The sequence below is a fragment of the Alteromonas sp. 5NW40-0090 genome, from assembly GCF_057552975.1.
Map to the genome: position 1 here is coordinate 282229 of NZ_BAAJLT010000002.1, position 13077 is coordinate 295305.

A 13077-nucleotide genomic window follows, 5' to 3' on the forward strand; every position below is an offset into this window, starting at 1 on the left:
GTTTAATTTGTTTTAAGTTTTTGTTTTTTAACGTTTATTAGTGGTTTCTTTGACGCTTTTATAGAAAGCGTATTTTGCTTGTGGGATACGGCTGTGTAGTTTTTTCCCATTAATGTGTATCAAATTACAAACATTTAATAGCCGCTGTTTTATCTCTGCCAGTTTCTTTAGCTTCATAAAGGGCTCTGTCTGTATCTTCTAAGATGGCAGCAGTGCTTTGCTGCGACTCAATTACTTTTAGCCCTGCTGAGAATGTTAATTTAATGTCTGTACAGAGTTGACTTGCAGAGGCTATTTTTAGCGTCTGACGGAAGCTATCTAGCTGTTTGTAAATTTGGTCTTCTTTAGCACAATGGAATATGAACAGAAACTCTTCACCTCCTAACCTGCCCATATCGACGTGTTTAGTAAAAAGCTGTCGCGCAGTGCGAGCGAATATGCGCAATGCATCATCGCCCATTTTATGTCCATAGTTATCATTGATAGATTTGAAGAAATCGATATCTAACATTACTACGCAAAATTTTTCGTTAGTCGCTTCAAAGGTGGCTAGAGATCCTTCCAGTAACTCTAGAATTTTGACCCGGTTATAAAAGCGGGTTAATGCATCGGTAGTAGCAAGCCGTTCTAATCTTTTCTGGTAACGCGCACGCTTAATGTAGAGTAAAAATAGTAGTAGACTAAGTGTTAGAAATAACCCAGTGATTACAGCCAGCAAAAAATTTCGTTGCTGGTTAAGCGCAAGTTTTTCTTCTTGTAATTGAGTGATAGCTTTTAAGTCACTATTTTCCGCCTGAATTTCGTCTAGTTCGTAAAGCGTTCGTATTACTTGCACACGCGACTTATCTAGTGATTCGGTTATTTTTTTATTTAATTCAATGTATTGCTTGAGTGCGTCTATCGTATCTTGCTCGTTGCCAAACTTCTCAAGAATAGACAGTTTAAGATAAGCGGCTTCCAAATGGGCAACGCCTGCTTCTGCACTCGCTATTGCCTCTTCTGCAAGCCTAACCTTTGCTAACGCCTCTGTTTTGTCTCCGCTAGACAGCGCGAGACGAGAAAGCGCTATAAGCGAGTTGAAGTAAATAGTAGTAGATTCTAAATTACGGGCCAGGTCGCTTGCTTCTTCAAATAAACGGCGAGCTGCGCTGGCTGCCTCTGAAGTATTCCCTTGCGCTAATAACATTTCTCCTTCGCCGAGTAGGGCTTTAGCTAGTAGGAGGGGGGTATTGTTTTTTCTGGCAATCTCTATGGCTAATTCAAAAAAGTGCGCGGAGGCTTTAAAGTTTGAAAGCCCTAGCTCTGCTCGAGCAAGCTTTTCTGCTACCTTACTTTGATTAATAGTATTGCTCTTTTCAACCGCAAATTCATAAGCTTCGTTCAAATAGGCTTTTGCTTCTTCGAATTTAGACTGCTGCAGATAAATAGTGCCTATCAGACCAGCAATATGAGAGGTGGGGACTTGTGTCTTGAACTGTGTAGCTAAATCATAAGCGGAGAGGTAGTTATCAAGTGCAAGCTTAGGTTCTTCAATATTTTCAAAAGTAGTGCCTAGTGTCATTAGTACGCCAATATTCAATTGTATTACGCCGTGGTTCATAGACCACTGCCTAACGGAGTTGAGCAAGCTAATCGATTCTTGTATTTCGCCTTTGCGTGAAAGTATTTTGGCCTTTAGCAATTTTGCGCGTTGCTGCATTAGTCTGCTAGCGTAAACATCGCTTATGCATCTCTCTACGAGTGCTAAAGCTTCATCATATTCGCCCTGTTTCTCTTTACCTAAGGCATAAAGGTATATCCATTCATGACGTTTTGGAGAGAACTGATTTGAATCAAGCAGCGATTTTAATCTACCCATTTCTTTTTCGGGTGCTCGATGTAGTGCTTTGATACTGGCTATAACTTCATCGTTTGGTGCAGGGTTGATTTGGTTTGTAGCAGCGTAGGCGGGCTTTAACGTGAAAAGGGTGAGCAATACACTTGTGACAAAAAGTCCAATTCTAGTCATTCAACTATGTGCCTATTTTATAAAAACTCCATTCACTAAAATATAGTCACTCTTTTCGAGCTTCGACAATATTGAGCTAACTTTCTTGTTATGAAGTGCTCAATCAAAAATGTAGGTAGAACAACGTAAAACTTATCCTAGTGAGTTCTGTTATGTTATAACGTGTTTTCTGTTTCTTTGAAGGGGCATCTTTGTGAAATTTTCTGTCACGCTTTCTAGCGTTAAATTCGGTTTAATTGCGGCACTATTGGTTTTAGTTAGCACGTTAAACCCAACCCAAGCCGCCAATTACGAGGAAATTGACTGGGTAGCTCTTATGCCCGAGGACGATTTGAGCGCGCTTTTAAATAGGCCTGAGTTTTTAAACGATATTGCCGATGGCTCTGCCGCCGACTCTGTCGATGACTTTGCTTCAAAGCAGCTAGAAGATGAACAAGCACAGCGATACCAACAAGCGTTAGTGTCGACGCGAGTGATAGAGGCGTTTGACGGGAAGGCTATCCGCATCCCTGGGTTTATTGTGCCTTTAGAGCAAAACGATGAGCAAAAAGCGACGGCTTTTTTCGTCGTTCCTTATTTTGGGGCTTGCTTACACATGCCACCACCGCCGCCAAATCAAATTTTGTATGTTGAATACAAAGAAGGCATTGCAGTTGAGAACTTGTACGACCCTTATTGGTTTGAAGGCACGGTAAAAATTGACAACCACGAAAGCGCACTAGGTAAATCTGCCTATTCGTTAGTGCTAGACAGCTTCGCGCTTTACGAGGAGTAACTGATATGAAAAAAACAGTCGTTGCAGCTACCGTTTTATCAAGTCTCATAGCATTTCATAGTACTGCGTGTGAACTACACGCAGGTATGGGAAACATGCAGTTTGGCTTTCAGCACCCCATGATGCAACAGCATTTAGCGGCAGCTAAGGAGCCACTTATTTCGCTCAATATCGACAGAAAGCGAGAAGTGGCTAAGCTTGAGGCGTCAGCCGTTCCGCTGCGATTTACCATTCCTTCGAACTACAAAGAAGTTAGCGTAGATGTGATGGCAAGTGATGGCGTAACGCTACTTTCGCCGCCGCGTTTTTCTCTGCCGTCTACAAAGGGCGAACAAGCCATTAGCTTTCAGGCACAAGAAGAAGGCACGCACGAACTTGTTCTAAAAGTCTATGCGCTTAAAAAGAATGTGCCGGTAACTTACACCCGTAAAGTCAAAATTTTAGCAAGTTAAAAGCTAGGATAATGTATGAAGCGCGCCACGTATGGTTTACTGGCTTCTCTTGTTGCTTTCACTGCATTGGGCGCGCTGGTGGGGCTCGGCCTGAGGGGTAAATTAAGCGGTAAGCTTGATAGCGTAATTGAGCGTTTTTTCGAGAATAACACGGCGATTTATCAAGACAGCCACAGGTTAACTACCGTTCAACAGTTCCAACCCTTATCGTGGGACGCGCTGTTACCTGACGCCGAAAAAGCGCTGTTGGGCAAGACCCATTCTTCTCAAAATCCTCCGCAGGATTTACCCCTTCATGAGCAGGTATTTCAGTCTATTCAGCGCACGTTTGACGATGAATACCAGCAAGCGCTAATTTCAGTGAATACGGTTGATACATTTAACGGCAAGTACGTCGAACTCAGCGGGTTTATTGTGCCTGTAGAAGCCAATGCACAGCGAGAAATAACGGCGTTCTTCATTGTGCCTTATTTCGGCGCGTGCATTCATTACCCACCACCGCCACCGAATCAAATAGTGTTTGTGTCGTTGAATAATACCCACGAGCAAGGCGGCATTAGAGGAATAGACATCCAGCAGGCGTATACATTTTCGGGTGAATTTTCTACCGGGCTGTATGAAGACCCTCAGGGCACATCTGCATACTTACTGGACGTGGTAGAAATAAAGCCCTATTCAAGGCTGGGAAATGGCATTAACGATAACAACGCTAATTTAACGAACGGCGCTTTCCATATAGAAAGCGACATTCGTTGATTTTACTTTATCAATGGTCTACCAAGAACCGTACATGGGGTTTGGCAGAATAAAAATCTCTGTGCCCACTCGTGGCATGAGCAACTCAACGTTGGCAGATTCTTGGGTTACGCCGCCCACATCTTCAATGTTGTCGCCAATTTGCATGATAATAGTGTGAGGCACAGCCCACGTAGACGTCGCGTCTTTAGACGTATTCGAACATGCGATCTTGCCCTGGGTAAGCTGCATTCTGCGCAAGTCTTTGTCATTAACCATACCTTCTTGGCCTACCGCTTCTTTGTCTTCAGCAGTGCGGCCAACAATACAGGTATTACTCGTGGTAAGCGGTAAACCTTGTGCCAAAAGGTTATTCCAGGTGTGACTATCAAGCGCTTTATTGCGATTCGTAATAAGCGCCACCTTGCCATTTCGTGCAACTACTTCATCGATGAAAGCGGCTACACCAGGCACCAGTGTGGCTTCTTCACGTTTTACCCATTCGGCCCAGCTTTGTGAAGAATATCCCAAGCCAGCACTTTCTCGTTCTTTTTGATAGGTGCTATTGTCTAGCACGGTTTCATCAACATCCATCACCACAACATCGCCATCAGCAAAACGCGTAGGTAGCGCTGAAATAGCTTGGCCATACACAAAACTTGAAAGAACAGGGTACTCTTTGCTGCTGGTTTGGTATATCACGGCATTTGACAGAGTGTGTGATTTTACACCAGCAAGCGGGGTTGATGGCGCAGACGAGCACGCCGCAATAGCTGATACTGCAGCGCCTATGCACGCTGCTTTGCTGATGTAAGAGAGCTTGTTAAGAGATAACAATGTTATTTTCCTTTTATTGTTTCTTCTGCCTACCGGTTTCAACACCCAAATTATGTCTGAATTTATCGATGAACTGGGCCTGATAATTCAGCAATGGCGTCGTGTGCATGCAGACTTTCTTGATGTTCTACTTTTACACGAAAATAGGTGGCTTGGTAATACGTGCTTAACGCTTCATGCAGTCGCCTTACCGAATCTTCTACAAACATTAGGTTTTCAGCATTGCGTTTGGCAAACGCCTGCTCATCTTCTCGCTTCACTGCGGTTTGAAGCGGTGTGCCTAGCGCGGTTTCTACTAAGTCGATAATGCCTACGAAGTCTGGAATTTCGTTATTGGCCAAATCCAAGGTTATATCGGCAAAAGAGCGCTGAGCATGCGCCGTGGCTATGCTGGCTTGTTTGGAAGCGAGCCAAGCGCCCATTTCTTCTACGGATAAACCTTTTCCTTCGAATTGCTGCACAAATACTTCTGATAACGCTTTGCGAGAGAGGGAGGCCGAACAAGGACAAGTACTAGAGTAAGGTACTCTTAACCTAAGCTGTGCCTCATAATGTTCAGGTGAACGCCTAATGTAAAGTGAAGCGGGATACGATTGATATCCTGACATCCTACTTATGAGCGCCGGACGCGACACGGTGAGGTCAAAGTGCAAATTAAGCTGGGCACTGTTACTCAGCCCATCTTGTGACTCGATAAGCGCGTTCATTAACGACAAAAGTGCCGATTTATGTAAGTCTTGGTTGCTCAAATATCGCTGCAGCAAACTGTACAATCGAGACATGTGAATGCCTTTAGCATTGGGGTGATCTAAACTCACTGTTACATCGACTTTTGCTTGGCTGGCTAATCGCTCACCGCGCTTACCTAGCACGTGCAGAGGGATAGCAATGCCCTGCATGCCTACACTATCAATAACAGGAAGTTGCACTGTGGAATGCTCTGTAGTGACATCGGGAAGTACCGTGTCGGAATGATTAAAACTAGACAAAATAACCTCTGAATGAGACCTCAAAAACGGCTTACATCACTAATTTTGCGAGCGTCGCTCGATAAGAATTACCCGTTTTTGAGGTTATGATGGAACTAATAGTGTTGTGGTTGAGTGGTCTCACGCTCTTCGCAAACAGGCACCCGCACGGTTGACCTTAGCCTATAGTTAATCAGGTGCGCACCAACGATAATAAACGACGCGATTACCGTGATTGTTACTTCACCATATTCACCTAGCACTTCGTGTCCTAAGCCTATCCGCTCAACAAGCAGCGGACTACTTAAAAGTGTTAAGCCAAAAACGCCTGTAAACACTACCCACTTATTTTTGTGATGTAGATAGCCTAGTGAGAGTGCAAGAGCCCCAATGGGCAATACAAAGAACAGTAATATTTGATGGAAGGTTTCATCATTGAGAATTGATACACTTGCCAATGCAGGTATGGAAATCAATAAAATAGGCGTTAATAAACAATGTATTACGCAAAGGGATGAAAGGAGCATAGCGAGCCTGTCTGAAATGAACTGCACTTTTGGCATTGCGCTGCTTCCTTGAGATATCGAATTCATAGTATGTCCGAAAATTTCTATGGCGCAGCTATAATGGGTGAAGCTTGCGCCTGGGAGAGTAAAAAATATAACTAGCCGCTTATCATTAAGGTTGGCTGACTTGGAGTTATCTCCAGTGCGCCTTGTCCTTTGTTGGTTACCCAAATTGCATTAACGTGCTGCAGGCTTGGCCAATGGGGAAACCCTGTCATCGCAATATGTTTTAAGGGGCCTTGGCAACTAAGCAAATATGCGACACGAAAATCAGAGTGGGTGTTGCGATGGGGATAGTCTTCGTGTTCACTTTCATGCTCGTCATGCTCGTCATGCTCGTCATGCTCGTCATGCTCGTCATGCTCGTCATGCTCGTCATGCTCGTCATGCTCGTCGGCGATCTCCCATGGGCTTTCAAGTGTGGTATCGAGTAATTCACACGTATTGCTTAGGGTAAATATGTCGTCAAAGCGCAAAAAAACCTTTTGCGTTTCTTCATAACGCTTTTTCTCGCTAGCCGTGGATGGTGTGTATTCAAACCCCAGAACATCAGCAGCAGGCAGCTGCAGCACAAACTGCCACTCACTTTCCGCTTGTAGGATTTGTAGTTTGCCTTCGCCGTGAGTATGAGGCGCAGCATGAACAGTGTTGATACCTATCCCAGCCAAGTTCAATCCAACAAAAGTACCTACCTTAAGAAAAGTTGAAGAGGCGCGTAGCGCTTTTTGTGAATTCTTCCACGTAATAGAAATGGTTTTCATTTTTACCTCTTGCACAATTGTTACAATATAACATACCATAAAAATAGAGTTGATACATTATCACATTATAAAAATTCAGAGGTTAGAATAATGACACTGTCTCGATTGGCGTTAGGCTTATCGCTTTTAGCGCCTGCGTCACTTTTAGCGTCTCCGTCAGTGCTAGCACAAACACTTTCTGGCACGGTAACGAATGCTGACGGAAAGCCCCTCGCCAACGCAACTGTTGAAATTGAGGCGTTAAAGCGTGTAACTAGCACTAACGAGTTGGGCGAGTTTACTTTCTCTGACGTTAAGGAAGGCGACTATACGCTGCATATATTCGCTTCTGGTTTTGCCCATTTACATGAAGGTACAAGCGTTCAGTCGAATGCTTCGGATAGAGTTAACTTTGTCTTAGCACGAAGCGCTATTGAAGTGATTGACGTACACGCTACGCCTATGCATTTGTCAGTCATGGAGTCGGCTACACCGGTGAGCGTGCTATCAGGTGAAACCTTACGACGTCAACAAGCGGCCACGCTGGGCGATACGTTAGAGAAACTGCCTGGCGTACAATCTAACTTTCATGGCAATGTTGCGAGCACGCCAATTATTCGTGGCCTTAGCGGACCACGGGTACTGATCACGCAAAATGGCTTGGATGTGAGCGACGTTTCCCGTGTTGGCCCCGACCACGCAGTAGCAAGTGAAGCATCGACCGCTAAACAAATTGAAGTGCTGCGAGGGCCTGCAACCCTGTTCTTTGGAAGCGGTGCGATAGGCGGAGTTGTGAACGTAGTTGACCAACGCGTACCGACCTCCACTGAAACGCGCGGTGAATTTTTACTAGAAACCCAAACCGTTAACGACCAGAAGCTTGCATCGTTTAACGTGACCACTGGCATTAACAACATGGCCTTCTATGCTGACGGCTTTTATCGCGACTCGAATGATTATGAAACACCTGTTGCCCCTGACATTGATGAACCGGATGGTGCCCATGTGGTTGAAAACAGTAACGAAGAATCGAGTGGGTTTACGTTAGGGACCAGCTACTTATTCGACCAAGGCTATGTTGGCGTAGCGGTAGAGCGGTTTGAGCGAGAGTATGGCGTGCCTGGGCACAGTCACGGCGGAGATACTTCGGTATTCGCTGATCTTGAGCAGACTAAGTATCAGCTTTTAGGTGAGTACAACTTTTCTCATGACTTTTTGCAAAGTGTTCACTTTAGAGCGGGCTATACCGATTATGAACACGCTGAAGTAGAGAGTGGTTTTGTCGGTACTACATTTAGCAATGAAACTGAAGAACTTCGCGTTGAGCTATTGCACAAACCCATGGCCGACTGGCGTGGCGGTGTAAGCCTTCACTACAAAGGCGCGGACGTTTCGGCCCAAGGCGAAGAAGCCTTTACACCTCCTTCAGAAATGGAGATGTTCGCTATAGCTTTGATGGAAGAACGTCATTTTGGTGACTTCTTGGTTCAGTTAGGAGCGCGAGCGGAAAGCGTAACATTAGACGCATCAAGTGTGTTGTTGCCTGAGCTTGACGCTCACGACCATGGCGATGAACACGAACATGACGAGCATGATGAGCATGCCCACGACGAACATGAACATGAAGGCAGCGAGTTCATTCGACAGTTCGCGGTAGACCAAGAGTTTACCCCTATATCACTGTCGGCAGGTGTGGTTTACACCATCAATGATAGCTATAACGTTGGCGTTTCACTTTCCCGTTCAGAGCGGGCGCCTTCAGCGTCTGAGCTCCTTTCTTTTGGCCCGCATATTGGCACCCGTACCTATGAGATAGGCGCCTTGTTTGACTTGTCAGAAGAAGGCGAGTTTGTGCTTTCTCAAACGCCTATCGATCTTGAGACAGCCAACAATATCGACCTAACGTTCAGAAAAACACAGGGCGATGTTGGCTTTGTGTTTAATGCTTTTTACAACCAGGTAGATAACTACTACTTCCAAGAAGAAACCGGCTTATTCGCTGAAAGTGGCCATGACCATGATCATGGAGAAGAGGAGCACAGCGAAGACGAACACAGCGATGAATTGCCTGTTTACCTGTTTGGTTCTGCTGATGCCATTCTTCATGGTTTTGAGCTACAAGTTGCGTGGCAAACCACTGATAATTTAAAACTCGATTTCTTTGCCGACTACGTTAAAGCCCGACTTAAAGATGGTGGCGCACTGCCGCGAACCTCGCCTATGCGCGTGGTGGCACATGTTGCCTACTCGCTCGACAACATTCGAGCCGACTTAGACATTACCCATTTTGCCAAACAAGACGACATCTCAACCTTCGAGACTGAAACAGACGGTTACACCCTTGTTGATGCATCAATTACCTATGACATTCCAATGGGGGATATTGATTTATCGGTTTACCTGAGCGGTGAAAACCTAACCGACGAAGAAGCGCGCGTTCATACCTCATTTTTGAAAGATATTGCACCACGTCCAGGTAGAAACTTTGCTTTCGGCGTACGCGGTTATTTCTAAGAGCAGCTTAAAAAAAGAATTATTGATAGGGATACACACATGAAAAATAGATTAGTACTCACTGCTATAGCCAGTGCACTTTTGCTAGCGGGCTGTGGTGATGCAGAAACCAACATTGTAGAGCTGGATCCTATTGAGGTGCCAGAAGATGATCACGACCACGACGACCATGATCACGATGGCGACCACGACTCAGACTATGAAATTGAAAGTGAAGTCAGGTTGGTTGTTGCTGATGCTGCATCAAATTCGCTCACTGTCTTTGATTTAGATGATAACTCAGTACTTGATACGTTTTCTGCAACCTTTGATGGAAGCAGTGTAAGCGCCTCGGCAGACTATCGCTTTGCAGTAATTAATAGTCGAGCAAACGGATTAACAGAGTTTCTTGATGGTGGATTGTGGCGAGAAGATCACGTAGAGCATCTACACGACTATGAAGAAGCTCCAAGTTTGTCTGATTTCACACTAGAAGGTAGCCAACCGACCCACGTAGTTACCCATGACGGCCAGCTTGCTGTGTTTTACGACGGAAATGCCGATACCAGCATGCCGGCAGCGGTAAAAGTGGTAACTGACACTCAAATTGCCAGTGAAATTACAGAAGTACCTACTTTGGAATTTACTGTAAACATGCACGGTGTCGCGGAACCGCGTGGAGACATGCTAATTAGTACCGTACGTCGTGATGATGCAGAGTCTCGTTCTGCTAATCCAATCTTGCCAGACAGTGTTTCGGTATATCATTGGCATGATGGTGAGTACGAAGAAGAGCAACGTTTTGACGGTGAATGTGCTGACTTACATGGCGCTGCTCAAAACGAAGTGGCTGTGGCATTTGGCTGTAGCGACGGCGTATTAATACTCAACGAAGCTGATGAGGTATTTACCAGCGCGTTTATTGACAACATTGATGGGCTTGGCGAGCTGCGCATTGGCACAATGTATGGACACGAACACGCAGAAGCGTTTATTGGTATTGCTTCACAGCACGGCGGTGGCAGCGCCATCTTGGCCAATGTGTCGCCTGTAACTAGCACAATGAGCGTAATTGATTGGCAGACAGCACTGGCCCTACACCACAAACTTCTGTCCAAAGCGCTGCAATAACAATTTTGTTCTTTTTAAATTTCTTAACCTTGTCGGTCACTCGCTTGTCTTCCCAGGTGTTCATCGTAGTGCGGTCGATAGGTGTTTGGTCGGGAAATACAGCTTTTAATTCCGGGAAAAGCGGGCCGCTAAATGACTTTTCAGCAACGGTTGTCAGAATAGTAGGTACGTTAAATGCTTTTGCAGATTTTGCCAGACCTGTAACGTTGTTGCGCACGTCTTCGATTGAATGTGAGCGTGTAGCAAACGCCATTTGAGGCTGGTGGTCGATAAGAATGACCGTGTGGTTGTCGGGGGGCAGAAGGCTCTTGGCTGGCTCTCCCGCTTGCACAGAAGGAACAAGAAAGGTTAAGCCAGTAACAAGCGCTGCCATTGATTTTATAATATTAAACATTGTGATTTCCTCTTGGATTAAGTTTGTTGTGAGTACATCGTAAATCTCGAGATAAATCTTATGTTCGTTTTTGTTGATTTAAAGCGCGTAAAAATTCATCTAACCATTCTGATTTTTAGAATTAAATACTTGGGTTTGAGAGGATCACGCAAAATCTAACAAGTCAGTACCGAAAAAGTTATCGATGACACAGCGCCATTCACCACTTACATCCCTTTGCAGAACGTAAACGGCGCGCTTGCCTTCGCAGGGTAGGGCGTTGGGTGTTGCTTTGGGCACAAGGTAAAGCTTAGCGACGACAAGCGCTACGTCACCGGCTTGTATAACCCGTTCATCTCCGGTTGTAACAAAATGATCGGGCATGAATTTCTTTTGAAATTTAAGTAGGGCATCAACGCAGTCGCGCTGCGTGGCATGTTCTTCAGCGGCTTGGTTTTGCGTTGAACTGGACATGGGGGTAGCGACCACAGTTGCATCGCTCGCATAACATTGGGATAAGGCGTCTTGATCGCCGCGGTTTACTGCGTCATGCAGCTGTTGTAATACGTGAGATATTGGATTGTTCATGGCTGTCGTTCCGTTATTTTTACCGCAAGACGAGCCAATAAAAAACCCGCCTTTGCGGCGGGTTTAGTGAATTCTATTTACACACTAGCTAACCCGCCCATTCCTTAGAATAGCGAGAATAATAATCAGCGCAGACGCTGAGTAAGCAGTATGTGTATTCGTGTTTTTAGGCATAGTATTTAAAAACAAGGCTGCTAGTGAGTATTTAATGACCCGAGTATCCTGTGCACAATAAAGAAAGTCAATGGGTTTTAGGTGTCGAAATTAGACCCATGCGGATGAGTGGGCAAGCGGTAAGTATAAGATGTAAGTTTTAATGCTACTCTATGCTTCAAATATGGTAATGCGAATAATTGAGCCCTGCTTTAAACAGTTATAGATATCTTCATCAGTAAAGCCGCTATTATGGAGAATTTGCCTGGCAACAAGCTTGGCGTCTTTTGTACTGTGCTTGTCGCATATTATTTGAAGTGCTTTGTGTAAATAACTAATAGAAGGCATGATGAATAACCTAATGCGAAATGGGTAAATTCTGTATGATTTTTAAACGATTCGCTGCGGTGTTATGATCACTAAATTCACGTAAACAGTGCCCTAAATAAAGGGGAATTTAACCCTTGGAAATACTTTTTAGCTGGTTAACGGCCAACGACACATTGTCGATGTCATCCTCAGTCATACTTGTTGTTACTTCGTTCTTTACGTCTATGATGACAGCAACATTGGGAATTGGTGGCGGGGTTTTGTTACTGGCGGTAATGGCCAGTACTATGCCGGTTAGTGCGCTGATCCCCGTTCACGGCCTAGTGCAGCTTGGTTCAAACGGTAACCGTGCATTGATGACGGCAAAGCATATTGACTGGCGTATGCTGAAGTACTTCTCTTTAGGCGCGATCGTTGGCGCTTTTTTCGCGTCGTTTATTGTGGTTCAGCTGCCGCTGGTGATAATTCAATTTGCGGTGGCCGCATTTATCCTATTCTTAGTGTGGGGGAGTAAACCCAAAGCACAAGAAATGAAGCCCGCAGGTAGGACATTGGCTGGTTTGGTGACCACCTTGGTTTCAATGTTTGTTGGTGCCACAGGGCCTTTGGTGGCGGCATTTGTACACCGAAATAATTACAGTAAAATGCAGATAACCGGCACTTTTGCCAGTTGCATGACACTTCAACACGGCCTTAAAGCCTTCGTATTTACCTTTGTAGGATTTTCATTTGCACAGTGGGCGGGGCTTATCATCATTATGACCACCAGTGGTGCGCTCGGCACATTCTTCGGTTTGAAAGTATTAAAGCGTATTCCAGCGGAAAAATTTATGCTGGCGTTCAAAATTGTGGTAACGCTGTTAGCCCTGCGCCTGCTATGGCAGGCTATAACAAGCTTGTGTGTCGTCCTGATATAGGTTGACAGTTA

Annotated in this window: 14 protein-coding genes; 6 read left to right on the top strand and 8 right to left on the bottom strand. The window is 45.0% G+C overall.

What is annotated here, in order from left to right; genetic code table 11:
- Nucleotides 1–124: 124 nt before the first annotated feature.
- Complete coding sequence (locus AC27KT_RS03360) at nt 125–2008, bottom strand: tetratricopeptide repeat-containing diguanylate cyclase (protein ID WP_487127370.1); 1884 nt, start codon at nt 2006–2008, stop codon at nt 125–127.
- Between the two features lie 193 nt (nt 2009–2201).
- Between AC27KT_RS03360 and AC27KT_RS03365 the strand changes: the two genes are divergently transcribed.
- The 3 genes from AC27KT_RS03365 to AC27KT_RS03375 are packed head-to-tail and all read left to right on the top strand — an operon-like array spanning nt 2202 to nt 3991.
- The gene (locus AC27KT_RS03365; RefSeq protein ID WP_487127372.1) at nt 2202–2783 is read left to right on the top strand and encodes a DUF3299 domain-containing protein; all 582 of its coding nucleotides are present in this window, start codon (nt 2202–2204) and stop codon (nt 2781–2783) included.
- 5 nt (nt 2784–2788) lie between these two features.
- Nucleotides 2789–3235: a hypothetical protein gene (locus tag AC27KT_RS03370; RefSeq protein ID WP_487127374.1), complete on the top strand. Its 447-nt coding sequence runs from the start codon at nt 2789–2791 to the stop codon at nt 3233–3235.
- Nucleotides 3236–3250: 15 nt separating this feature from the next.
- Complete coding sequence (locus tag AC27KT_RS03375; protein ID WP_487127376.1) at nt 3251–3991, top strand: DUF3299 domain-containing protein; 741 nt, start codon at nt 3251–3253, stop codon at nt 3989–3991.
- A gap of 18 nt (nt 3992–4009) precedes the next feature.
- Here the strand turns inward: AC27KT_RS03375 and AC27KT_RS03380 are convergent, their stop codons facing one another.
- The 4 genes from AC27KT_RS03380 to AC27KT_RS03395 all read right to left on the bottom strand — a co-directional run bounded on the left by AC27KT_RS03380 (nt 4010) and on the right by AC27KT_RS03395 (nt 7102).
- Entirely contained in the window at nt 4010–4807 is a 798-nt protein-coding gene (locus tag AC27KT_RS03380; RefSeq protein ID WP_487127378.1) for an HAD family acid phosphatase, read from the bottom strand.
- Nucleotides 4808–4869: 62 nt separating this feature from the next.
- On the bottom strand, nt 4870–5796 hold the full coding sequence (folE2, locus tag AC27KT_RS03385) for a GTP cyclohydrolase FolE2 (RefSeq protein ID WP_487127380.1): 927 nt from the start codon (nt 5794–5796) through the stop codon (nt 4870–4872).
- A 95-nt stretch (nt 5797–5891) separates the two neighbouring features.
- Nucleotides 5892–6368 carry a MerC domain-containing protein gene (locus AC27KT_RS03390; protein WP_487127382.1) on the bottom strand — a complete coding sequence of 159 codons (477 nt, stop codon included), beginning with the start codon at nt 6366–6368 and terminating at the stop codon, nt 5892–5894.
- A 71-nt stretch (nt 6369–6439) separates the two neighbouring features.
- Nucleotides 6440–7102, bottom strand: coding sequence for a ZrgA family zinc uptake protein (locus AC27KT_RS03395; protein ID WP_487127384.1), 663 nt, complete (start codon nt 7100–7102; stop codon nt 6440–6442).
- A gap of 90 nt (nt 7103–7192) precedes the next feature.
- Between AC27KT_RS03395 and AC27KT_RS03400 the strand changes: the two genes are divergently transcribed.
- Together AC27KT_RS03400 and AC27KT_RS03405 are read left to right on the top strand one after the other, a co-directional pair.
- Nucleotides 7193–9595 carry a TonB-dependent receptor gene (locus tag AC27KT_RS03400; protein ID WP_487127386.1) on the top strand — a complete coding sequence of 801 codons (2403 nt, stop codon included), beginning with the start codon at nt 7193–7195 and terminating at the stop codon, nt 9593–9595.
- Between the two features lie 39 nt (nt 9596–9634).
- Nucleotides 9635–10705 (top strand): 5-methyltetrahydrofolate--homocysteine methyltransferase, encoded by a 1071-nt coding sequence (locus AC27KT_RS03405; RefSeq protein WP_487127388.1) that lies wholly within the window; start codon nt 9635–9637, stop codon nt 10703–10705.
- Here AC27KT_RS03405 and AC27KT_RS03410 read toward each other — a convergent pair.
- From AC27KT_RS03410 to AC27KT_RS03420, 3 genes are all read right to left on the bottom strand, one after another.
- Nucleotides 10629–11099 (bottom strand): isochorismatase family protein, encoded by a 471-nt coding sequence (locus tag AC27KT_RS03410; RefSeq protein WP_487127390.1) that lies wholly within the window; start codon nt 11097–11099, stop codon nt 10629–10631. The genes AC27KT_RS03405 and AC27KT_RS03410 overlap by 77 nt on opposite strands.
- Nucleotides 11100–11243: 144 nt before the next feature.
- Complete coding sequence (locus tag AC27KT_RS03415; RefSeq protein ID WP_071816291.1) at nt 11244–11666, bottom strand: YybH family protein; 423 nt, start codon at nt 11664–11666, stop codon at nt 11244–11246.
- Nucleotides 11667–11990: 324 nt separating this feature from the next.
- On the bottom strand, nt 11991–12167 hold the full coding sequence (locus AC27KT_RS03420) for a hypothetical protein (RefSeq protein WP_487127392.1): 177 nt from the start codon (nt 12165–12167) through the stop codon (nt 11991–11993).
- 116 nt (nt 12168–12283) lie between these two features.
- On the opposite strand from AC27KT_RS03420, the gene AC27KT_RS03425 reads away from it, so the two are divergent.
- Nucleotides 12284–13066, top strand: coding sequence for a sulfite exporter TauE/SafE family protein (locus AC27KT_RS03425; RefSeq protein WP_487127394.1), 783 nt, complete (start codon nt 12284–12286; stop codon nt 13064–13066).
- Nucleotides 13067–13077: the final 11 nt, after the last annotated feature.

Coding starts and splice junctions, on each gene's coding strand:
- AC27KT_RS03405 (WP_487127388.1), top strand. CDS start 9,635: ATGAAAAATAGATTAGTACTCACTGCTATAGCCAGTGCACTTTTGCTA.
- AC27KT_RS03390 (WP_487127382.1), bottom strand. CDS start 6,368: ATGAATTCGATATCTCAAGGAAGCAGCGCAATGCCAAAAGTGCAGTTC.
- AC27KT_RS03410 (WP_487127390.1), bottom strand. CDS start 11,099: ATGTTTAATATTATAAAATCAATGGCAGCGCTTGTTACTGGCTTAACC.
- AC27KT_RS03360 (WP_487127370.1), bottom strand. CDS start 2,008: ATGACTAGAATTGGACTTTTTGTCACAAGTGTATTGCTCACCCTTTTC.
- AC27KT_RS03415 (WP_071816291.1), bottom strand. CDS start 11,666: ATGAACAATCCAATATCTCACGTATTACAACAGCTGCATGACGCAGTA.
- AC27KT_RS03400 (WP_487127386.1), top strand. CDS start 7,193: ATGACACTGTCTCGATTGGCGTTAGGCTTATCGCTTTTAGCGCCTGCG.
- AC27KT_RS03395 (WP_487127384.1), bottom strand. CDS start 7,102: ATGAAAACCATTTCTATTACGTGGAAGAATTCACAAAAAGCGCTACGC.
- AC27KT_RS03370 (WP_487127374.1), top strand. CDS start 2,789: ATGAAAAAAACAGTCGTTGCAGCTACCGTTTTATCAAGTCTCATAGCA.
- AC27KT_RS03420 (WP_487127392.1), bottom strand. CDS start 12,167: ATGCCTTCTATTAGTTATTTACACAAAGCACTTCAAATAATATGCGAC.
- AC27KT_RS03375 (WP_487127376.1), top strand. CDS start 3,251: ATGAAGCGCGCCACGTATGGTTTACTGGCTTCTCTTGTTGCTTTCACT.